The 20,799-nt window shown below is 71.1% G+C and carries 19 protein-coding genes; 3 read left to right on the forward strand and 16 right to left on the reverse strand.

The window, feature by feature from the left end; translation table 11 throughout:
* The 12 genes from secD to pgsA form a co-directional block, all read right to left on the reverse strand.
* Entirely contained in the window at positions 1-1,782 is a 1,782-nt protein-coding gene (gene secD / locus OG514_RS00725) for a protein translocase subunit SecD (protein WP_266889699.1), read from the reverse strand.
* A gap of 144 nt (positions 1,783-1,926) precedes the next feature.
* On the reverse strand, positions 1,927-2,400 hold the full coding sequence (gene yajC / locus OG514_RS00730) for a preprotein translocase subunit YajC (protein WP_266889701.1): 474 nt from the start codon (positions 2,398-2,400) through the stop codon (positions 1,927-1,929).
* 165 nt (positions 2,401-2,565) lie between these two features.
* Positions 2,566-3,645 (reverse strand): Holliday junction branch migration DNA helicase RuvB, encoded by a 1,080-nt coding sequence (ruvB, locus tag OG514_RS00735; RefSeq protein WP_266889704.1) that lies wholly within the window; start codon positions 3,643-3,645, stop codon positions 2,566-2,568.
* A gap of 129 nt (positions 3,646-3,774) precedes the next feature.
* Positions 3,775-4,407, reverse strand: coding sequence for a Holliday junction branch migration protein RuvA (ruvA, locus tag OG514_RS00740; protein WP_266889705.1), 633 nt, complete (start codon positions 4,405-4,407; stop codon positions 3,775-3,777).
* Entirely contained in the window at positions 4,404-4,967 is a 564-nt protein-coding gene (ruvC, locus tag OG514_RS00745; protein WP_073914711.1) for a crossover junction endodeoxyribonuclease RuvC, read from the reverse strand. Before ruvC ends, ruvA begins: the two co-directional genes overlap by 4 nt.
* 147 nt (positions 4,968-5,114) lie before the next feature.
* The gene (locus OG514_RS00750) at positions 5,115-5,867 is read right to left on the reverse strand and encodes a YebC/PmpR family DNA-binding transcriptional regulator (protein ID WP_266889710.1); all 753 of its coding nucleotides are present in this window, start codon (positions 5,865-5,867) and stop codon (positions 5,115-5,117) included.
* 62 nt (positions 5,868-5,929) lie between these two features.
* Positions 5,930-6,520, reverse strand: coding sequence for a pyridoxal 5'-phosphate synthase glutaminase subunit PdxT (pdxT, locus tag OG514_RS00755; protein ID WP_266889712.1), 591 nt, complete (start codon positions 6,518-6,520; stop codon positions 5,930-5,932).
* Between the two features lie 6 nt (positions 6,521-6,526).
* Entirely contained in the window at positions 6,527-7,441 is a 915-nt protein-coding gene (pdxS, locus tag OG514_RS00760) for a pyridoxal 5'-phosphate synthase lyase subunit PdxS (RefSeq protein WP_030204560.1), read from the reverse strand.
* A gap of 115 nt (positions 7,442-7,556) precedes the next feature.
* Positions 7,557-8,099, reverse strand: a complete 543-nt coding sequence (locus OG514_RS00765; protein WP_266889716.1) for a hypothetical protein — start codon at positions 8,097-8,099, stop codon at positions 7,557-7,559.
* A gap of 103 nt (positions 8,100-8,202) precedes the next feature.
* A complete protein-coding gene (locus tag OG514_RS00770; protein ID WP_266889719.1) occupies positions 8,203-9,354 on the reverse strand; it encodes a glycosyltransferase family 4 protein in 1,152 nt (383 codons plus the stop codon).
* On the reverse strand, positions 9,351-10,355 hold the full coding sequence (locus OG514_RS00775; protein WP_266889722.1) for a phosphatidylinositol mannoside acyltransferase: 1,005 nt from the start codon (positions 10,353-10,355) through the stop codon (positions 9,351-9,353). Before OG514_RS00775 ends, OG514_RS00770 begins: the two co-directional genes overlap by 4 nt.
* Positions 10,352-11,014, reverse strand: a complete 663-nt coding sequence (pgsA, locus tag OG514_RS00780; protein ID WP_266889725.1) for a phosphatidylinositol phosphate synthase — start codon at positions 11,012-11,014, stop codon at positions 10,352-10,354. Before pgsA ends, OG514_RS00775 begins: the two co-directional genes overlap by 4 nt.
* Positions 11,015-11,340: 326 nt before the next feature.
* On the opposite strand from pgsA, the gene OG514_RS00785 reads away from it, so the two are divergent.
* The gene (locus OG514_RS00785; RefSeq protein WP_266889727.1) at positions 11,341-13,536 is read left to right on the forward strand and encodes an elongation factor G-like protein EF-G2; all 2,196 of its coding nucleotides are present in this window, start codon (positions 11,341-11,343) and stop codon (positions 13,534-13,536) included.
* Between the two features lie 188 nt (positions 13,537-13,724).
* Positions 13,725-15,383, forward strand: coding sequence for a hypothetical protein (locus tag OG514_RS00790; RefSeq protein ID WP_266889730.1), 1,659 nt, complete (start codon positions 13,725-13,727; stop codon positions 15,381-15,383).
* 60 nt (positions 15,384-15,443) lie between these two features.
* Here the strand turns inward: OG514_RS00790 and OG514_RS00795 are convergent, their stop codons facing one another.
* A complete protein-coding gene (locus OG514_RS00795; protein ID WP_266889733.1) occupies positions 15,444-16,007 on the reverse strand; it encodes an HIT domain-containing protein in 564 nt (187 codons plus the stop codon).
* A gap of 65 nt (positions 16,008-16,072) precedes the next feature.
* On the opposite strand from OG514_RS00795, the gene OG514_RS00800 reads away from it, so the two are divergent.
* Complete coding sequence (locus tag OG514_RS00800; protein WP_266889736.1) at positions 16,073-16,750, forward strand: potassium channel family protein; 678 nt, start codon at positions 16,073-16,075, stop codon at positions 16,748-16,750.
* Positions 16,751-16,768: 18 nt separating this feature from the next.
* On the opposite strand, the gene thrS is transcribed toward OG514_RS00800, so the two are convergent.
* The 3 genes from thrS to OG514_RS00815 form a co-directional block, all read right to left on the reverse strand.
* The gene (gene thrS, locus OG514_RS00805; protein ID WP_266889739.1) at positions 16,769-18,745 is read right to left on the reverse strand and encodes a threonine--tRNA ligase; all 1,977 of its coding nucleotides are present in this window, start codon (positions 18,743-18,745) and stop codon (positions 16,769-16,771) included.
* Between the two features lie 148 nt (positions 18,746-18,893).
* Positions 18,894-20,213 carry a hypothetical protein gene (locus OG514_RS00810; protein ID WP_266889741.1) on the reverse strand — a complete coding sequence of 440 codons (1,320 nt, stop codon included), beginning with the start codon at positions 20,211-20,213 and terminating at the stop codon, positions 18,894-18,896.
* Positions 20,213-20,779, reverse strand: coding sequence for a DUF4365 domain-containing protein (locus OG514_RS00815; protein WP_266889742.1), 567 nt, complete (start codon positions 20,777-20,779; stop codon positions 20,213-20,215). Before OG514_RS00815 ends, OG514_RS00810 begins: the two co-directional genes overlap by 1 nt.
* Positions 20,780-20,799: the final 20 nt, after the last annotated feature.

Here is a 20,799-nt window from a genome sequence, read left to right on the forward strand (position 1 = left end):
TCACGCCTCCTTCGGGTCGACAGGGCCAGCGACAGAGGCATTGGCACGACGGGTGCGGCGCAGCGGCGGCTTGGCGCCGAGTCGCTTCGGGTCCAGGCCGGACCAGGCGTGGCCGTCGCCGAAGAACTTGGTCCGCGCGAGGAGCGTCATGACCGGCTTGGTGAAGAGGAACACCACGACGACGTCGAGCAGGGTGGTCAGGCCGAGCGTGAACGCGAAGCCCTGCACCTTGCCGACGGTGACGAGGAAGAGCACGGCCGCGGCCAGGAACGACACGAAGTCGGAGACCAGGATGGTGCGGCGGGCGCGCGGCCAGGCGCGCTCGACGGCCGGGCGGAGCGTGCGGCCCTCGCGGAGCTCGTCGCGGATGCGCTCGAAGTACACGATGAACGAGTCCGCGGTGATACCGATGGCGACGATGGCGCCACAGACGGCCGGCAGGTTCAGCGCGAAGCCGATGGCCGGGCCGAGCAGGGCCATGATCACGTAGGTGAGGAGCGCGGAGACGCCGAGGCTGAGGATGGCGATCAGCGACAGGCCGCGGTAGTAGGCCACCAGGTAGATGATGACCAGAGCCAGGCCGATGGCGCCGGCGATCAGACCGGCCTCCAGCTGGTCACCGCCGAGGGCGGCGGTGACGGTGTCGACGCTCTGCGTCTCGAAGGAGAGCGGCAGGGCACCGTACGACAGGATGTTGCCGAGGTCCTGGGCGGACTGCTGGTTGAAGCTGCCGGAGATCTGCGCGCTGGCGCTCAGCGTGGTCTGGACACGGGGCGCGGAGACGACCTCGCCGTCCAGGACGATCGCGAACTGGTTCTGCGGCTCGGTCTGCTGCGAGAGCTTGCTGGTGATCGACTGGAACTTCTTCGAGCCGGCGCTCGTGAACTCCATGTCCACGATCCACTGGCCGGTCCGCTGGTCGATCGCGGCCTTGGCGTCGTTGACGTCCTTGCCCTCGACCTCGGCCGGGCCGAGGAGGTACTTCTCCCACTCACCGATCGCGTTCGTGCCACAGGCCACGGCCGGATCGGCGGGCTTGACGCCCTCGCCGGCGGCCGTCCGCTGCTTGGGGTCGAGGCAGTTCAGGGTGGTGAACTTCTGCTGGAGCGCCGCGGTGGCGGCGTCGGGCGTCTGGTTCGCCTTGGGGGTCTCCGAGGCCTTGGGGGTCGCGGAGGGGGAGGAGCTCCCGGTGGGCGTGGGGCTCGGGGCCTTGAGGGCCTCGGTGAGCGCACGGCCCTGGGTGGAGGCGGTGGCCGTGGCCGTCGGGGTGGCCGACTTCTCGCCCACCGTCGCGCCGGAGGCGGAGGAGGACGGCTTCGGCGAGGCCGACGGGGAGCCGGAGGAGCTGGCGCTCGGAGCCGGCTGCGGCGCGGCGGCCGCGACGGCGAGAACGGGCCGGAAGTAGAGCTGGGCGGTGGTACCGACCTGCTCCCGGGCCTGCTTCTCGTTCGTCCCGCGAGGGATGTTCACGATGATGTTCTCGCGGCCCTGCGTCTGGACCTCGGCCTCGGAGACACCGAGACCGTTGACACGGCGCTCGATGATGCCGACGGCGGTGTTCATGTTGGTCTCGTTGACCGCCGACTCCTGGCCCGGCTCAGCCTTGGCCTTGAGCGTGATCGACGTACCGCCGGCGAGGTCGATGCCCAGGCGCGGGGTGGTGTGCCCCGACCAGAACATTCCGCCGGTGAGCGCGACCATGGCGATCAGGATGAGTGCCAGGGCGCGGCCCGGCCGGCTCTGTCCCCCCGCCGGCCTTCGGCCCTTCTTCGGTGCTGCCACCTGTCGTATCTCCCTGTCCAACCGTCTCGCGCCGGGTATGCGTGAGACGGCCACGAAGTGTGTGTGGGGACCTGCCCCCGCAGAGGTGGAACCGTTCCGGGGACCGCGCGCGCCGGTGGGCGTGCGCGGTGTCCCCGGCCGCGACTACTTCGCGTCGGTCTCGCCGTCGGTCTTGCCGTCCTTCTGCCCCTCGGCCGCGGCCTCGGCCGCGTCCGCCTTCTTCGTCAGGTCGGCCTTCGGCGCGTCCTCGACCTCGGCGGCCTCCGTGGCCTCGGCGGCCTCGGTCAGCGACGAGGCGTCGTCCGGGACGACGGTGTCGGAGTCCGAGTCCTCATCGTCACCGTGGACGATGCGGTTGTACTCGGAGTCCTCGAGGACGGCGCCGATCGCGTTCTTCGCGTAGACGGCGTGGACGCCGGGCGCGACCTCGAGGAGGACGGTCTCGTCGCCGATCTCCTTGACGGTGGCGTACATCCCCCCGATCGTCCGTACGCCGGTGCCGGGCTGCATCTCATTGCGCATCGCCGCCGCCGCCTGCTGCTTCTTCTTGGCAGAGCGGGTCATCAGGAACATGGCCCCGATGAGGACGATGAAGGGGAGGAGGGTCACGATGCTCACGGGACGGGTTTCCTTCGCACGGTCGCGGAGAACCCGCGGCCTGATCTTCGGGGGTGGGCGCGCCGACCAGAAAGGGCGGCATCGGCGGAGTCTAGGCGAGTCCGCATCGATGGAACAACGTCCAGCATCGCACCCTGGTTCCTGTCCGGGCGAGTGTCAGCACCGTCACGCCCCGAAGAGCCCCTGTTGTCCGCTTCCTGGCGTCCCCGGGCCCGCAGCCTGCGGCGGAACGAGTCCGAGGTGCGCCCATGCCGCGGGAGTCGCGACCCGACCACGGGGCGTACGGGCCAGCAGACCTTCCCTTACGAGGAAGGGTTCGGCGACCTCCTCGACGGTCTCGCGCTCCTCCCCCACGGCGACCGCGAGGGTGGAGAGACCGACCGGGCCGCCGCCGAAAAGCTTGAGCAGGGCCTCCAGGACGGCACGGTCGAGCCGGTCGAGGCCGCGGCCGTCGACCTCGTACACGCTGAGGGCCGCCTCCGCGATCTCCCTGGTGATGTCTCCGTCGGCCCTGACCTGCGCGTAGTCGCGGACGCGGCGCAGCAGACGGTTGGCGATGCGGGGGGTGCCGCGGGACCGGCCGGCGATCTCGGCGGCGCCCGCCGGGTCGATCTCGACGTCGAGGAGTCCGGCGGAGCGGTGGATGACGCGCTGCAGCTCGGCCGGGTCGTAGAACTCCATGTGGCCGGTGAAGCCGAAGCGGTCGCGCAGCGGCGGCGGCAGGAGTCCGGCCCTGGTGGTGGCGCCGACCAGGGTGAACGGCGGGAGTTCGAGCGGGATCGCGGTGGCGCCGGGGCCCTTGCCGACGATGACGTCGACGCGGAAGTCCTCCATCGCCATGTAGAGCATCTCCTCGGCGGGCCGGGACATGCGGTGGATCTCGTCGAGGAAGAGGATCTCGCCCTCCTGGAGGGAGGAGAGGATCGCGGCGAGGTCTCCGGCGTGCTGGATGGCGGGGCCCGAGGTGATGCGGATCGGCGCGTTCATCTCCGCGGCGATGATCATCGAGAGGGTGGTCTTGCCGAGGCCGGGGGCGCCGGAGAGCAGCACGTGGTCGGCGGTGGCGCCGCGCTGACGGGCGGCCTTGAGGACCAGGTCGAGCTGCTGGCGCACCTTCTCCTGGCCGACGAACTCACTGAGGTCCTTGGGCCGCAGCGCCGCCTCGACGGCCTGGTCGTCCCCCTCGGCGGAGGCCCCGACGATACGTGCCTCGTCGTCGCCGGTGGTCTCGTCGTCCCAGTTCACGGATGTTCTGCCTTCTCGGGTGGTGGTGCGGTGGTGACGTTCGGCCCCGCCGGCGTGTGAGGCGCGGGTCCGGGGCGAGCCCCGGTTTCGGGAAGGCGCGGGGGGAGGGGCCCGCGCGGTGGTTCGGCGTCAGCGCGCGCGGTTCAGGGACTGCAGGGCCGCGCGCAGCAGCTGCGGCACCGGCGCCGAGCCGCCCGCGGCGATCGCCTCCTCGGCCTGCGGGGCCACCGCGGCCACCGCCTCCTCCGCCTCGCGCGACGCGTAGCCGAGGCCGATGAGGGCGGCGGACAGCTGCTCCGTCCACGGCGCGGGCCCGGCGGCCGCCGCGCGCTGGGCTCCGACCATGCCGCTGCTGCCGAGCGGCGTGCCGAGCTTGTCCTTCAGTTCGAGGAGGAGTTTCTGTGCGCCCTTCTTGCCGATGCCGGGGACGGCCATGAGGGCCTTCTCGTCACCGGTGGACACGGCGATGCGCAGCGCGTCCGGGCTGTGCACGCCGAGCATGGCCTGCGCGAGGCGGGGCCCGACGCCGCTGGCGGTCTGGAGGAGCTCGAAGACCTGCCGCTCGTCGTCGTCGGCGAAGCCGTACAGGGTGAGGGAGTCCTCGCGGACGACGAGGGAGGTGGCGAGCCGGGCGTCCTCGCCGATCCGCAGTCCCGCGAGGGTCCCCGGGGTGCACTGGACGGCCATGCCCACGCCGCCGACCTCGATGACGGCCGTGGTGGGGGCGAGCGCGGCGACCGGGCCGCTGACGAAGGCGATCATCGGGTTCGGCCTTTCACTGCGGCCGCCTGCCGGGCGACCGCCTGCTGGAGACGGTTCTCGGCGACGGCCTGCTGGAGACGGTTCTGGGCGGGTGCCCGCCAGATGTGACAGATGGCGAGGGCGAGGGCGTCGGCGGCATCGGCGGGCTTCGGCGGCGCGGAGAGCCGGAGCAGGCGGGTCACCATGGCTCCGACCTGCGCCTTGTCGGCGCGTCCGCTGCCGGTGACGGCGGCCTTGACCTCACTGGGGGTGTGCAGGGCGACGGGGATGCCGCGGCGCGAGGCGCACAGCATGGCGACGGCACTCGCCTGGGCGGTGCCCATCACCGTACGCACGTTGTGCTGGCTGAACACCCGCTCCACGGCGACGAGTTCGGGCGAGAAGCGGTCGAGCCACTCCTCGATGCCGCGCTCGATGCCGACGAGGCGCACTCCGATGTCGTCGTCCGCGGCCGTCCGCACCACGCCCACGCCGAGCATGGTGAGGGGCCGTCCGGCGACGCCCTCGACGACGCCGACGCCGCACCGGGTCAGACCCGGGTCCACCCCGAGAACACGCACGCCGCACCCCCTCCTCGCTCACCTGTTTGTGCAGGCTATCGGCTGCCACCGACAACGCCGCACGAACGAGAGCGGGCCGACGGGGGTGTGTCCCCGTCGGCCCGCTGCGGAACCGCTTCGGTCGACGACCGCGATCAACGACCGCGATCAGGCGTCGACCTTCTCCATGACCTCGTCGCTGACGTCGAAGTTGGCGAAGACGTTCTGCACGTCGTCGCTGTCCTCCAGCGCGTCGATCAGCTTGAACATCTTGCGCGCGCCGTCCTCGTCGAGCTCCACCTGCATGGTCGGGACGAAGCTGGACTCGGCGGAGTCGTAGTCGATACCGGCCTCCTGGAGGGCGGTGCGGACCGCGACCAGGTCGGTGGCCTCGCTGATGATCTCGAAGGACTCACCGAGGTCGTTGACCTCCTCCGCGCCGGCTTCGAGCACCGTCTCCAGGACGTCGTCCTCGGACAGCTCGCCCTTGGGGAGCACGACGACGCCCTTGCGGTTGAACAGGTACGAGACCGAGCCCGGGTCGGCCATGGAACCGCCGTTGCGGGTCATGGCCACGCGCACGTCGGAGGCGGCGCGGTTGCGGTTGTCGGTGAGGCACTCGATGAGCACCGCGACACCGTTCGGGCCGTAGCCCTCGTACATGATCGTGGCGTAGTCGGCGCCGCCGGCCTCGAGACCCGCTCCGCGCTTGAGCGCGGAGTCGATGTTCTTGTTCGGGACCGACTGCTTCTTCGCCTTCTGGACGGCGTCGAACAGCGTCGGGTTACCGTCCAGGTCGGCGCCGCCCGTGCGGGCCGCGACCTCGATGTTCTTGATCAGCTTCGCGAAGAGCTTGCCGCGCTTGGCGTCGATCACGGCCTTCTTGTGCTTCGTCGTAGCCCATTTAGAGTGGCCGGACATCTGCCTGTCTCCTTCGCGTAACCCATTTCTGAACGAACCCCAGAGATCCTACCGGGATCGGATCAGCCTGCCGCGCGCACCATGTCGACGAACAGGGCGTGAATGCGGTGATCCCCGGTGAGCTCGGGGTGGAACGAGGTCGCCAGCACCCGGCCCTGCCGCACGGCGACGATGTGACCCTCGTGCTCGGCGAGGACCTCGACCTCGGCGCCGACGGACTCCACCCAGGGGGCCCGGATGAAGACGCCCTCGACGGGTCCGTCCTCGATGCCCGCGACGGTGACGCCGGCCTCGAAGGACTCGTTCTGTCGCCCGAAGGCGTTACGGCGGACGATCATGTCGATGCCACCGAAGGTCTCCTGGCCCGAACGCGGGTCGAGGATCTTCTCGGCGAGCATGATCAGACCGGCGCAGGTGCCGTAGACCGGCAGGCCGGCGGCGATGCGCTCGCGCAGCGGCTCCGCCATGCCGAACAGCTCGGCCAGCTTGGAGATGGTGGTGGACTCCCCGCCGGGGATGACCAGACCGTCGATCTCGGCCAACTCTTCGGGGCGCCGGACCGGCCTGGCCACGGCGTCAGCCGCGGCCAGGGCGATCAGGTGCTCCCGTACGTCGCCCTGGAGTGCCAGGACACCGATCACGGGTGTGCTCATGAGTGATTACCAGCCGCGGTTGGCGTAGCGCTCGGACTCGGGGAGGGTGTCGCAGTTGATGCCGACCATGGCCTCGCCCAGGTTGCGGGAGGCGTCCGCGATGATCTTCGGGTCGTCGTAGAAGGTGGTGGCCTTCACGATGGCGGCGGCGCGCTTGGCCGGGTCGCCCGACTTGAAGATGCCGGAGCCGACGAAGACGCCCTCGGCGCCGAGCTGGCGCATGAGCGCGGCGTCGGCGGGGGTGGCGACGCCACCGGCGGAGAAGAGCACCACGGGGAGCTTGCCGAGCTCGGCGACCTCCTTGACGAGCTCGTACGGAGCGCGCAGGTCCTTGGCGGCGGCGAACAGCTCGTTGTTGTCGAAGCCGCGCAGGCGGGCGATCTCGTTCTTGATCTGACGCAGGTGGCGGACGGCCTCGACGACGTTGCCGGTGCCGGCCTCGCCCTTGGAGCGGATCATGGCCGCGCCCTCGGCGATGCGGCGCAGGGCCTCGCCCAGGTTGGTGGCACCACAGACGAAGGGGGTCGTGAAGGCCCACTTGTCGGAGTGGTTGACCTCGTCGGCCGGGGTGAGGACCTCGGACTCGTCGATGTAGTCGACACCGAGGGACTGCAGGACCTGGGCCTCGACGAAGTGGCCGATACGGGACTTGGCCATGACCGGGATGGACACCGCGCCGATGATCTCTTCGATCATGTTCGGGTCGGACATGCGGGCCACGCCGCCGTCCTTGCGGATGTCCGCGGGGACCCGCTCCAGGGCCATGACGGCCACGGCGCCGGCGTCCTCGGCGATCTTCGCCTGCTCGGCGTTGACCACGTCCATGATCACGCCGCCCTTGAGCTGCTCGGCCATGCCGCGCTTCACACGGGCGGTGCCGGTCTCGGGGGACTGGGGGGAAACGGAAGGCGTGGTGGACACGGGGACCTCACTCGTGACAACGGGGGTTGACGACTAGGTCGAGGAAACAGTCCACATGCGGTCCACAGCAAGGGCCAATGTGGACCCGGTGGATCGTTTTCGCAGGCTATGGGCGTCAGGCCGGACGATCAGCAAGGGCCACCGGCGGCTCATCGTCCATTTCGAAGGCCAGCGGGAACGGCGCGTGGCCCGCGAGCCGGAACCAGCGGACCTTGCGGTGACGGCGCAGCGCGCGGGCGGCGCGTACCGCGTCGTTGTGGAAGCGGCGGGCCATCGGCACCCGCCGGACCGATGCCGCCAGCTCCTCGGCGGCCTCCACGCCACCGGGAGCCTCCCGTACGAGCTCCACCTGCTCGGGCTCGCCGAACACGACCCGCAGGGCCTGGCTCAACTCGCTCTCGGCGACCTCACGATGGTCCTCCTCGGCCTGCCGTGCGGCGTGCGCGGCCTCGTACAGCACGATCGAGGCGGCCGGATCGAGAACACCGGAGGTCGCCAGCTCCTGGGTGACCGAGGCCCGGCGCAACAGCTGCGCGTCGAGGGCCGCGCGGGCGGCGTCGATACGGGAGTGCAGCCGGTCGAGCCGTCCGGCGGTCCAGCTGAGATAGACGCCGATGAGAATCAGCGCGACGACGGTCCAGATCAGGGTTTCGGTCACGGGCGGAAAGGCTACCGGGGCGGCGGCACCCCTTCCCCGGTCCGGGTGGGCGCGGCCCGCACCGCGAGGGCGAGTGCGGACCACACGGCGCGGGGCGCAGGCTCTACAGGCCCAGCCTTGCGCGCAGGCCCACTCGTTCGTCCGTGTCCACCGCCGCCGCGCCGTCCGTGACCGTCTCGTAGACCGCGAGGATGTCCGCGCCGACCGTGGCCCAGTCGAAGCGGCGCACATGGGCGGAGCCCCGGGCGCTGAGGCCCGCGCGCCGATCCTCGTCGCCGAGGAGCCGGATCGCCGCGTCCGCGAGCGCGTCCGCGTCCTCGTTGGTGAAGAGGTCGCCCGCCGCCCCCTGGTCGAGGACCTGGGCGAAGGCGTCCAGGTCGGAGGCGAGGACCGGCGCGCCGGCGGACAGCGCCTCGACGAGGATGATGCCGAAGCTCTCGCCGCCGGTGTTGGGGGCCACGTACACGTCGACGCTGCGCAGCAGCCGCGCCTTGTCCTCGTCGCTGACCATGCCGAGGAACTCCACCCGGGAGCGCATCTCGCGCGGCAGCGAGGCCACCGCCTCCTGCTCGTCCCCGCGTCCGGCGACCAGGAGCCGCGCGCCGGGGCGCTCGGTGAGGATCCTGGGCAGCGCCCGCATGAGGACGGGCAGGCCCTTCCTGGGCTCGTCGATGCGGCCGATGAAGCCGAGGGTCTCGCCCTGCCACTCCTTCTTCGGCTCGGCGCGCGCGAAGAAGTCCACGTCGACCCCGTTGGGGATGACGACGGCGTCTCCGCCGAGGTGCTCGACGAGGGTGCGGCGCGCGTACTCGCTCACCGCGATGCGGGCGCTGATCTTCTCCAGGGCCGGCTGGAGGATCGGATACGCGGCGATCATGGCCCGCGAGCGCGGGTTCGACGTGTGGAAGGTGGCCACGATCGGCCCCTGCGCCGCCCAGCAGGTGAGCAGCCCCAGGGACGGCGAGGTCGGCTCGTGGATGTGGACGACGTCGAAGGTGCCGTCGTGCAGCCAGCGGCGCACCCGAGCGGCGGAGAGGAAGCCGAAGCTGAGCCGGGCCACCGAGCCGTTGTACGACACGGGGACGGCCCGGCCCGCGGACACGACGTACGACGGCAGCGGGGTCTCGTCGTCGGCGGGCGCGAGGACGGAGACCTCGTGGCCGAGCCGGATGAGGTGCTCGGCGAGGTCGCGGATGTGGAACTGGACGCCGCCCGGCACGTCCCACGAGTATGGGCAGACGATCCCGATCTTCACTCGCCGCGCTCCCCGCCCCGCTCGGCGCCCGCGGTCCCGACACCGTCGGTCGCGGCACCCGCGGTCTCCACGCCCGGAGTCCCGGCGACCGCACCGGTGTCCGGGCGTTCCTCCAGGTCCGAGAGCCACAGTCGTTGCAGCATGTGCCAGTCCTCCGGGTGGTCCGCGATGCCGCCGGCGAAGGCGTCTGCCAGCGCCTGTGTCATCACGGACGTCTTCTCGGCCCGTGTACCTGACTCGGGTACGTCGACGGGGGCGTGGATGCGCCCCCTCATGACCGCCGTCTCGTCGTACCAGAGCGTCACCGGCAGCAGCAGCGCGCCGGTCTGCTGGGCGAGTATCGCGGGTCCGGCCGGCATCCGCGCCGTGGCACCGAAGAAGGTGACCTCGGTGCCGGAGGCCGACAGGTCGCGGTCGGCGACCAGGCAGATCAGGCCGCCCGCCCGCAGCCGCCGCGCCAGCGTGCCGAAGGCGGAGCCCCCGGTGTGCGGCAGGACCTCCATGCCCAGGGACTCGCGGTAGGCGACGAAACGGTCGTACAGCGTCTCCGGCTTGAGCCGCTCCGCGACCGTCGTGAACGGCACGCCGAGGCAGCGGGTCACCCACACCCCGGCCAGGTCCCAGTTGGCCAGGTGCGGCAGCGCCAGGATGACCCCACGACCGGCGGCGAGGCCGTCCTGCAGATGGTGGACGTCCTTGATGTCCACCCCGCGCTCGACCTGCTCCGTACTCCAGGTCGGCAGCCGGAAGGACTCCATCCAGTACCGCATGTACGAGCGCATGCCGGCCTTCGACAGCTCGGCGAGCCGCTCGGGCGTGGCGTCCGGCACCACGCGCGCGAGGTTGGCCTCAAGGCGCAGGACGCTCTTGCCGCGCTTCTTCCACGCGAAGTCGGCGATCCGCCGGCCAAGGCCCGCGGCCACCGGCTCGGGCAGCTTCTTGACGGTCGCCCAGCCGGCTCCGTACAGCCCGTCGCTCAGCCTGTCCTTCAGCGTGCTCATGTCGCCGCCCCGTTCCCCCCGGCCGCGGCGGCGTCCGCCTCGGCCGATTCACGTCGTACGGTCACCACGCGCTGGCCCAGGGTGACGGCGCTGCCGACGGCCACGATCCACAGGGCGATCGGCAGCAGGACCTCGACCCCGGGGACGCCGAACGTGTGGAGCCCGGCGAGGCCGGCGGCGACCAGCGAGATCACCAGGCGCTCGGCGCGTTCGATCAGACCGTTGACGGCGACGGGCAGGCCAATCGATTCACCACGGGCCTTCGTGTACGACACGACCTGACCGCTCGCCAGGCAGAAGATCGCCACGGCGCACAGCACGTTGTCGTCGCCCTTGCCCGCGTACCAGAGCGCGAAGCCGCCGAAGATCGCGCCGTCGGCGACCCGGTCGAGCGTCGAGTCGAGGAAGGCGCCCCATCGGCTGGAGATCCCCGCCTGCCGGGCCATGTTGCCGTCGACGAGGTCGGAGAAGACGAAGAGGGTGATGACGATGGTGCCCCAGAAGAACTCCCCGCGGGGGAAGAAGACCAGCGCACCGGCCATCACTCCCGCCGTGCCGATGAGCGTGACCGCGTCGGGGCTGACGCCCCTGCGGAGCAGAAACGCGGCGAACGGTGTGAGGACACGCGTAAAAAATGCACGCGCGTACTTGTTCAGCATGGCCTTCCCGAGGTTCGGTGGGCCGCGCGGCCCCTACGACCACCGGCTCACCCATCGTAGTCACGCGCGCCCCGGCGTACGGGCGGGCACCCGCCCCGCCGCGTCGGCGTCCCTCCGAGGGCCCTCCCGAGTACGACGTTTGGGCGTGTCGGGGCGCCGGAGAGGGCCTCGACGAGGCCCGCCGGGGTACGACGTATGGACGGCTCCTTGCGTCGGTGCAAAGCTCGAAGGACCACCGCGGGCACCCGCCGGAGCCGTACCGCGACACACCACTCCCCCGCGCCCGCGTCCCGCAGCGTCGTGCGAGCAGTCGGGAGGAACACATCATGGGTGACAAGGCGAACACGGCAGCCGGAGCCGCCGGCAGGGCCTTGACGGCCGACCGGCCCACGGCCGTACGGAACGTGGTGCTGGTCGGCCACAGCGGATCGGGCAAGACGACCCTGGTCGAGGCGCTCGCGCAGACCGCCGGGGCGCTCAACCGGGCGGGCCGGGTCGAGGACGGCGGCACCGTCTCCGACTACGACGAGATCGAGCACCGCCAGCATCGCTCCGTACAGCTCTCCCTCGTCCCGGTCGGCTGGGACGGGTACAAGATCAACCTCCTCGACACCCCCGGGTACGCCGACTTCGTCGGGGAGCTGAGGGCCGGTCTGCGCGCGGCGGACGCGGCCCTCTTCGTCGTCTCGGCGGCCCAGGAGGCCGACGCGGTCGCCGCCTCCACCCGGATGATCTGGGAGGAGTGCGCCGCCGTCGGCATGCCCCGCGCCATCGTCGTGACCCACCTCGACACCGCCCGTACCGACTTCAGCGAACTGACCGCCGTCTGCGCCTCCCTCTTCGGCCACGACGACCCGGACGCCGTCCTCCCCCTCTACCTGCCGGTGCGCGGCGACGAGGGTGCCGACGGGCACGCGCCCGCGACCGGTCTGGTCGGTCTGCTCTCGGAGCGGATCTTCGACTACTCCACGGGGGTACGGAAGGAGAGCCCGCCCGACGAGGAGCAGCGGGAACTCATCGCGGAGGCCCGCGCCCGGCTGATCGAGGGGATCATCGCCGAGAGCGAGGACGAGACCCTCATGGACCGCTACCTGGGCGGCGAGCCGATCGATGTGAAGACGCTCGTCGGCGACCTGGAGAAGGCCGTCGCCCGGGGCGCCTTCCATCCGGTGCTCGCTGCCGCGCCCGCCGCCGACGGCGGTACGCAGGGCCTCGGCACCCTCGAACTCCTCGAACTCATCACCGGCGGCTTCCCCTCCCCCCTGGAGCACGAGCCGCCCGCCGTGACCACCCCGGACGGCCGGCCCCGGCCCCCGATCACCTGCGATCCCGAGGGCCCCCTGGTCGCCGAGGTCGTGAAGACCGCCGCCGATCCCTATGTGGGCCGGGTCTCCCTGGTCCGGGTCTTCTCCGGCACCCTGCGCCCCGACGAGACCGTGCATGTCTCGGGTCACGGCCTCGCCGACCGGGGCCACGAGGACCACGATGTCGACGAACGCATCGGCGGTCTCACCTCCCCGTTCGGCAAGCAGCAGCGGCCCATGTCCCACTGCATCGCCGGGGACCTGGCCTGCGTGGCCCGGCTGGGGCGCGCCGAGACGGGCGACACGATCTCCGCGAAGGATGATCCGCTCCTGATGGAGCCGTGGACGATGCCGGAGCCGTTGCTCCCGCTCGCGGTCCAGGCCCACGGGAAGGCGGACGAGGACCGGCTCTCGCAGGGCCTGGCGCGGCTGGTCGCCGAGGATCCGACGCTGCGTCTCGAACAGAACCAGGACACCCGGCAGGTGGTGCTGTGGTGCCTGGGAGAGGCCCACCAGGACGTCGTCCTCGAACGCCTCCGCGGCCGGTACGGGGTCCAGGTCGACGCCGTGCCGTACAAGGTGGCGCTGCGCGAGACCTTCGGCGGCGCCTCGGCCGGCCGGGGCCGGCACGTCAAACAGTCCGGCGGCCACGGCCAGTACGCCATCTGCGAGATCGACGTGGAGCCGCTCCCGCCGGGCAGCGGCATCGAGTTCGTCGACAAGGTGGTCGGCGGGTCGGTCCCCCGCCAGTTCATCCCCTCGGTCGAGAAGGGCGTACGGGCCCAGGCCGCGCGGGGTGTCGCCGCGGGCTATCCGCTCGTCGACATCCGGGTCACCCTGCGGGACGGCAAGGCCCACTCGGTGGACTCCTCCGACGCCGCTTTCCAGACGGCCGGGGCGCTCGCGCTGCGCGAGGCGGCGGCCGAGGTCGCCGTCCACCTCCTGGAGCCGGTCGCCGAGGTCCAGGTCCTGGTGCCCGACGAGTACGTCGGTCCCGTGATGAGCGATCTGTCGGGGCGGCGCGGCCGGGTCGTCGGCACCGACCAGGCCGGACCCGGGCGGACCCTGGTCAGGGCCGAGGTGCCGGAGATCGAGATCGGGCGGTACGCGATCGATCTGCGGTCCGTTTCGCACGGCACCGGCCGGTTCGACCGTACGTACGCCCGGCACGAGCCGATGCCGCCGCATCTCGCCGAGAAGATCCGTGAACAGGCCTGAAACAGCGCCTGATTGACGGAGTGACAGCTGATCCCGTTCGCCCGGCGCATGCCGGGCGAACGTCATTCGGCCGTCGGTATCCACAGGCAGTGACGCAGACGACGGTCCCCGGTTACGCTGTGGTGCCCAGCTCAGAAGGTGTGCGGGGCGCGGCAGTTGGGAACAGCCCGCACAGATACTCGCGCGCGATGGGGGCGGCAGTGGCTTTCGATGGCTTCGGACCCGGGGCTCAGGTCCCCCTCACGGGCTCCGGCGGTGGCACGGGGGCGACGAACGCGCTCGCGTCCGCCGCATACCGGGACAGCCCGCTCAAGACGATTCAGGAGGCCGACAACGACCTCTACAAGACAGCCGTCAAGGGCGGGAAGTGGGAGAAGCTCTTCCGTCCCGACCTCGGTGAGGCCTTCTCCCGCGCCGTCCAGGTCCGCATGCTCGGCGGTGGCCGCAAGGCCCTGATCCAGTCCTTCGGCGCGGAACCGCAGCCGGTGGTCGAGCACGCGCTCGCGGCCACCCACATCCGCCGGCAGCGCGATGCCCGGCTGACCATGGTCACCTTCGTCTTCGGTGTCCTCTTCCTGCCCGGTCTGCTGCTCTGGCTCGGCGTCGTCCACCTTCGCCGGATCGCCGCCGGCTCCGAGAACAAGCGGACCAGTGTGGTCGGCTCGGCCCTCCTGTGGGCGGCCGGGATCTTCGCCGTGCTCGTCCTGCTCAAGCTGCCCTTCGACGGGATCCTGCCGAACTATCTGCGCGCCATGATCGTGGCGCCGGTCGTCGGCTGGTTCCTCGCCCGCCGGATCTGCGACAGGTCCGCGGTCGACCTGCGGGAGCGCTGGGCCGCCCTGCTCAGCGGCGGCGGCGTCGGCCCCCAGGTGCCGAAGTCCGTTCCCCACGACCCCGCCGAGAAGTCGGCGGAGGAGCTCCGGCTGAACCTGGAGAAGCTCTCCGCCGAGCAGCAGTCCAACATCGCCTTCTACGCCGGCGGCAAGGGAATCCTCGGTCTGGGCACCCGCTGGGGCAGCTGGACGCTCGCCGAGGAGCTCGTCCCCCAGGCCGGCCGGGAGATCCACGACTTCCGCGCCTGGGACGTCGTCCGCAAGATCCACGACCAACTCACGCTCCTGGAGCGCGGTTCCCTCAAGACCGGCTTCCCGAAGCCGACCGTCAAGCACTGGATCGTCTCCGCGGTCGGCGAGGGCGCCGACGAGGTCACCCGCCCCGAGGGCGACAACATCGTCCACTTCCAGGTCAAGCCGCACGAGATACAGCGCATCTGCAACGACCAGCAGTTCGGCGCGGGCAACCGCCACTACCTCGGCGTGCAGTTCACCCTCTGGGACGGGAACCTCGTCCTCACGATGATGGTGACGGTGACCTCGCTCCATCACACGCTCCGGGTCGAGGTCACCGGCCACGCGCTGGGTCCCGTCCACGGCCTCTTCACCACGAAGCCGAAGGCGAAGACCAAGGAGGTCTCCAAGACCGTCCGCTTCTGGGAGACGAAGGAGATCCAGCAGCCGCTCCTGGAGACCGACGACATCGTCCGGCTCGCGGTGCGCGCCCCGCTCACCTGGTACCCGCCGGTCCTGGAGTTCCTCGGCGGCAAGATGGTCCTGCCCGAGCCCTTCGGGCTGCGGCACGTCTGGGCCGGTCCGCTCTGGAAGAACCGCTTCATGGCCGACGACGCCATACGGATGGCGACGCCGGTGCTCCGGGCGGTCCACTCGGCGACCGTCAAGATGCTCGACGACCACGGCGTGGACACGGAGCGCTTCACCAACCGCTCGCTGTTCCTCAGCGGCGCCGTCCAGGACCCGGGCCCGAAGAAGGCCGACGTCTACGACGCGTGACGGGCCGTACGGCGAAGGGCCCGGGTCCACCCACGGTGGCCCGGGCCCTTCGCGTACGGATCAGATGCCGGACGGCCAGGCGTCGGCCAGCATCTTCCGGGTGTCCGCGAGGAGCTGCGGCAGCACCTTGGTGTGACCGACGACCGGCATGAAGTTCGTGTCCCCGCCCCAGCGCGGCACCACGTGCTGGTGCAGATGCGCGGCGATCCCGGCACCGGCGACGGCGCCCTGGTTCATGCCGATGTTGAAGCCGTGCGCACCGGAGGCCGCCCGCAGCGCGACCATCGCGCGCTTGGTGAAGTCGGCCAGTTCCGCCGTCTCCGCCGCGTCCAGGTCCGTGTAGTCGGCGACGTGACGGTAGGGGACGACCATCAGGTGACCGCCGTTGTACGGGTACAGGTTGAGGACCGTGTACACGCTCTGGCCACGGGCGATCACCAGACCGTCCTCGTCCGACTTCGACGGAATCGAGCAGAACGGACAGCCGTCCTCGGCGCCTGGTCCGGTCGGCTTGTTCTCGCCCTGGATGTACGCCATCCGATGAGGCGTCCACAGGCGCTGGAACGCGTCCCGCGTCCCCACTCCGATCTGCTGCTCCGGCTCAGTCGTCATGCTGTGCAGCATATTGCGTCGCCCGTTCGGAACGTGTCGTCGGGGCGGAAGATCCATGCAGCGGCCATGCTGATCCGATGGACGCGAGGCCGGAGAAGCAGGAGCGCTGGGACCGTCGCATGGAGGTACCACTCGCGGTGGCATCCCTGCTCTTCCTCGCCGGGTACACGGTGCGGGTGCTCGCCCACGGCATGGACCAGGTCTGGCTGGACCTCTGCCTGGCGGTCACGCTCGGGGCGTGGGGCGTCTTCATCGTCGACTACGTGGTGCGGCTCCGGCTCAGCGGCCTCGGTCCACTGCGCTTCGTCCGCGCGCACCTCCTGGGCACGATCGTGCTGCTGCTGCCGCTGCTGCGGCCGCTGCAGATGGTGAAGATCTACGACCGGATCCAGCGCCGCCGCGACAAGCCGCGCCTGACCCTCTACGCCCGCGTCATGGCCTACTGCAGCCTCACGGTCAGCCTGCTCGGTTTCGCGGGCGCGCTCGGCGTCTACCAGCACGAGCGCGGCGCCTCGGGGGCCACGATCCGCACCTTCGGCGACGCCCTCTGGTGGGCCGCCGAGACGCTGACGACGGTGGGCTACGGCGACGTCACCCCGGTGACCATGACCGGCCGGTTCATCGCGGTGGGCATGATGGCGTGCGGAGTCGCCCTGATCGGAGCTGTCACGGGTTCGTTCTCGTCCTGGCTGATCCAGACGTTCACGCGGGAGGACGAGAAGAGGCCCCCGGGTGGTACCCCGGGGGCCTCCTGAGCCCGTGCGATCGGCGGGTCAGACCTGGACGCGGTCCTCGACGATCTTGGCGATCTTGGCGATGGCCTCGTCGACGGGGATGCCGTTCTCCTGCGAACCGTCGCGGTAGCGGAAGGAGACGGCGCCGGCGGCCATGTCCTCGTCACCCGCGATGATCATGAACGGGACCTTCTGCTTCTGCGCGTTCCGGATCTTCTTCTGCATCCGGTCCGAGGAGGAGTCGACGTCCACCCGCAGGCCCTGCTTCTTCGCCTTGGCGGCGAACTCGTGCAGGTAGTCGACGTGCGCGTCGCCGATCGGGATGCCGGTCGCCTGGACGGGCGCCAGCCACGGCGGCATCGCACCCGCGTAGTGCTCCAGGAGCACCGCGAAGAAGCGCTCGATCGAGCCGAACAGCGCGCGGTGGATCATGACCGGGCGCTGCTTGGTGCCGTCCGGGGAGGTGTACTCCAGGTCGAAGCGCTCCGGCAGGTTGAAGTCGAGCTGCACGGTCGACATCTGCCAGGTGCGGCCGATGGCGTCGCGCGCCTGCACCGAGATCTTCGGGCCGTAGAACGCGGCGCCGCCCGGGTCGGGGGTCAGCGGGAGGCCCTGCTTCTCGGCGACCTGCTGGAGGACCGCGGTGGCCTCCTCCCAGATCTCGTCCGAGCCGACGAACTTCTCCGGGTCCTTGGTGGACAGCTCCAGGTAGAAGTCGGTCAGACCGTAGTCACGGAGCAGGTTCAGGACGAAGGTGAGGGTCTTGTCGAGCTCCTCCGCCATCTGCTCCTTGGTGCAGTAGATGTGCGCGTCGTCCTGGGTGAAGCCGCGGGCGCGGGTCAGGCCGTGCACGACGCCGGACTTCTCGTACCGGTACACGGTGCCGAACTCGAAGAGGCGCAGCGGAAGTTCACGGTACGAACGGCCGCGCGCGTCGAAGATCAGGTTGTGCATCGGGCAGTTCATGGGCTTGAGGTAGTAGTCCACGCCCTCGTCGAGCTGCATGGGGGGGTACATGCCCTCGGCGTACCAGTCGAGGTGGCCCGACTTCTCGAACAGCTTGCCCTTGGTGGCGTGCGGCGAGTAGACGAACTCGTAGCCCTCCTCCTCGTGGCGCTTGCGCGAGTAGTCCTCCATGACCCGGCGGATGATGCCGCCCTTGGGGTGGAAGACGGCGAGGCCGGAGCCGATCTCGTCCGGGATGGAGAAGAGGTCCAGCTCGTTGCCGAGCTTGCGGTGGTCGCGCTTCTCGGCCTCGGCGAGGAAGTCGAGGTGGGCCTTCAGCTCCTCCTTCGACGGCCAGGCGGTGCCGTAGATGCGCTGGAGCATCGGGTTCTTCTCGCTGCCGCGCCAGTAGGCGGCGGCGTTGCGCATCAGCTTGAACGCCGGGATGTTCCGGGTGGTGGGCAGGTGCGGACCGCGGCAGAGGTCCTTCCAGCACAGGTCGCCGGTCTTGGCGTCGAGGTTGTCGTAGATGGTCAGCTCGCCGCCGCCCACCTCGACGTTGGCGCCGTCGTCGGTCGACGCGGAGCCCTTGATGCCGATGAGCTCCAGCTTGTACGGCTCGTCCGCCAGCTCGGCGCGGGCGTCCTCGTCGGTCACCACGCGGCGGGCGAAGCGCTGGCCGCGCTTCTGGATCTCCTGCATCTTCTTCTCGATGACCTTGAGGTCCTCGGGAGTGAAGGGCTTCTCGACGTCGAAGTCGTAGTAGAAGCCGTCCCGGACCGGCGGGCCGATGCCCAGCTTGGCCTCGGGGAAGAGCTCCTGCACGGCCTGGGCCATGACGTGCGCGGTCGAGTGGCGCAGGATGTCGAGACCGTCCGGGGAGGAGATCTCGACGCCCTCGACGACGTCGCCGTCGGAGAGCTCGTACGACAGGTCCTTCAGGTCGCCGCCGACGCGGGCGGCGATGATGGTGCGGTCGTCGGCGAACAGGGCGCCGGCGGTGGTGCCCGCGCTCACCGCCCTCTCCTCTGCTTCCGAGGCGGACTGGACGGTCACACGGACATCAGACACGGGTACTCCGTACATAGGGGCGCAAGCAGACACGAGGTGCCGGCGCCGGCGATGCGCGACAGAGACGAGGTGCCGCGCACCGCTGATCCTACCGAGGGGACCGACCCGCCCGCGAAAGGGTTTCCCCCAGGTCGTGCCGGGTCCGGCGCTATCCCTCGTCCGGACCGCACGCCTCCTCGAAGAAGTCGAGGTTCTCCTGGAGGGACTTCATCAGCCGGTCCCGTTCCGTCTCGTCGACCTGGACGGGTACGACCCCGGACGCGTCGGTGAGGCGGCGGAAACCGCCCCGGCTCTCCAGGCGGCCCACCACCCGGATCGGGAGCCCGACGAGATGGGCGTGCCCGGCGGTGCGGTACGCCTCCTCGTCCAGGCGGACGCGGACGTGCGGGACCTCGGCGCCGCCGAGCACCCGGAGGCGTACGGTGCCCTCGCCGCGCGGCCCGGAGCGGCGCATGCGGACGACGGCGCCGGTGAGCCGGACCGGTACGGACGGCTCGCCGGTCAGGTAGCGGGCACTCGCCTCGCGCAGGGCCGGAAGGTCGCCCGGCGAGAACTCGACCGGTTCGGGCCGGGCGGCGCAGCCCGCGGGCGCCCCGGCCGAGGGGGCCCACTCCAGGGCGATCCGGGCGCCCTCGGTGCCGCGGACGAGGGCGACGAGGGCTTCGGTGAGTTCTCGGCTGACACCCGCCTCGACGGCGGCGTCGAAGGCCTCCATGCCGCCGGTGGCCCGCTGGTAGTCGGTGGCCTCCCGGGCCGCGTGCAGCGCGTGGTAGAGCCGGACGGCGATCGGGCGGCCGGGTTCGACGGGCAGGAAGGCGGTGAGGCCGCGCCCGCCGGGTCCCGCGCCGACGACGACGGTCTCCAGGGAGGTCTGGGCGGGGCGCCGGTGCCTGGCCCCGTAATAGCCGGCCCGGCCGCGTACGGCGAGGGCGCCGGCGAGGAGCAGCTGGCGGGCGGCGGACCTGAGCTGTTCCTGCACGGTCCAGGGGACGGTGCCGGCCGGGCCCGGGGGCACGTCGCGCCACCAGCGGATCTCGTCGCTGGGCACGGCGAGGCCGGTGAGGACCTCGCGGGCGGAGGGCGTGGCGCTGTGGGCGAGGGCGGTGAGCGCCTCGCCGAGCAGGTCCTCGCAGTCCGGGAAGGCGCGGCTCTCCGGGACGAGGAGGCTGGTGCCGGTGCCGCTGCCGGGCGGGGTCCAGCGGCTGTAGCGGCCGGCCGCGCCGCCGCGCCGCCGCCACCCGTGGCGGGCGAGGAGGGCGCCGAGGACGCGCGGGTCGACCCTGCCCGGGTCGGGCGCGCCCTGGCTGTCGGCCCAGGGGCCGGTGGGCGGGCCGGGGACGCCGGTCCACGGTCCGGGGGTCTCGCCGGGCGCCGGGTGGGGCCGGTAGGGCGGCGGAACGGCGACGGGGCCGTGTCCGGCCCCGCCCCCTTCGTCCCCGAACCTCGGTTCGTCGATCGGTCGGTGCATCAAGGTCTCCCTCCCACGCCGACCCGGGTCATGATCTCGCACAGCGCCCGGTCGTCGAAGATCCGTGTCGTCGGTATGCGCACGGTGGTCCGGCGCTGTCCGGTGACCGGGTGTCCGGCCAGGTTGATCCAGTAGCAGCAGTGCCGCAGGTCGAGCCGGTCGTGACGTGCTCTCAGCCAGTCGTCCTGCGACCTCGGGACGAGCATCACGACGAGGATCTTGTGTACGGACACCGGGGTCCTGGCGAGTTTCACCAGGTGGTCGTTGTCGAGGGTGAACGAGAACGTGCTTCCGGCCGGGCGCGGCGGTACCTGGTAGGTGCACTTGAGCTGCACCTTGATGGTCACTTCGTCGTCGACGGTGTGGCCGGGAGAGCCGTGGCTCACGTGCCAGTCGATGCCGTTGTCCGGAAAGGGCTGGGACAGCGAGCAGCCGGCCGCGGCGGCGACGGCGTGCAGGTATCCCACCTGGAGGGTCTCCATGCAGGCGGTGGTGGCGAGTGAGCCGCGCGTCGGTGCCAGCCGCTGGGGCGGCAACCCTCCCGACTCGGGCTGGGCGAGCGCCATGTCGATTTCCTTCCCCGTCC

The organism is Streptomyces sp. NBC_00572 (assembly GCF_026341815.1).
Lineage (GTDB): Bacteria > Actinomycetota > Actinomycetes > Streptomycetales > Streptomycetaceae > Streptomyces.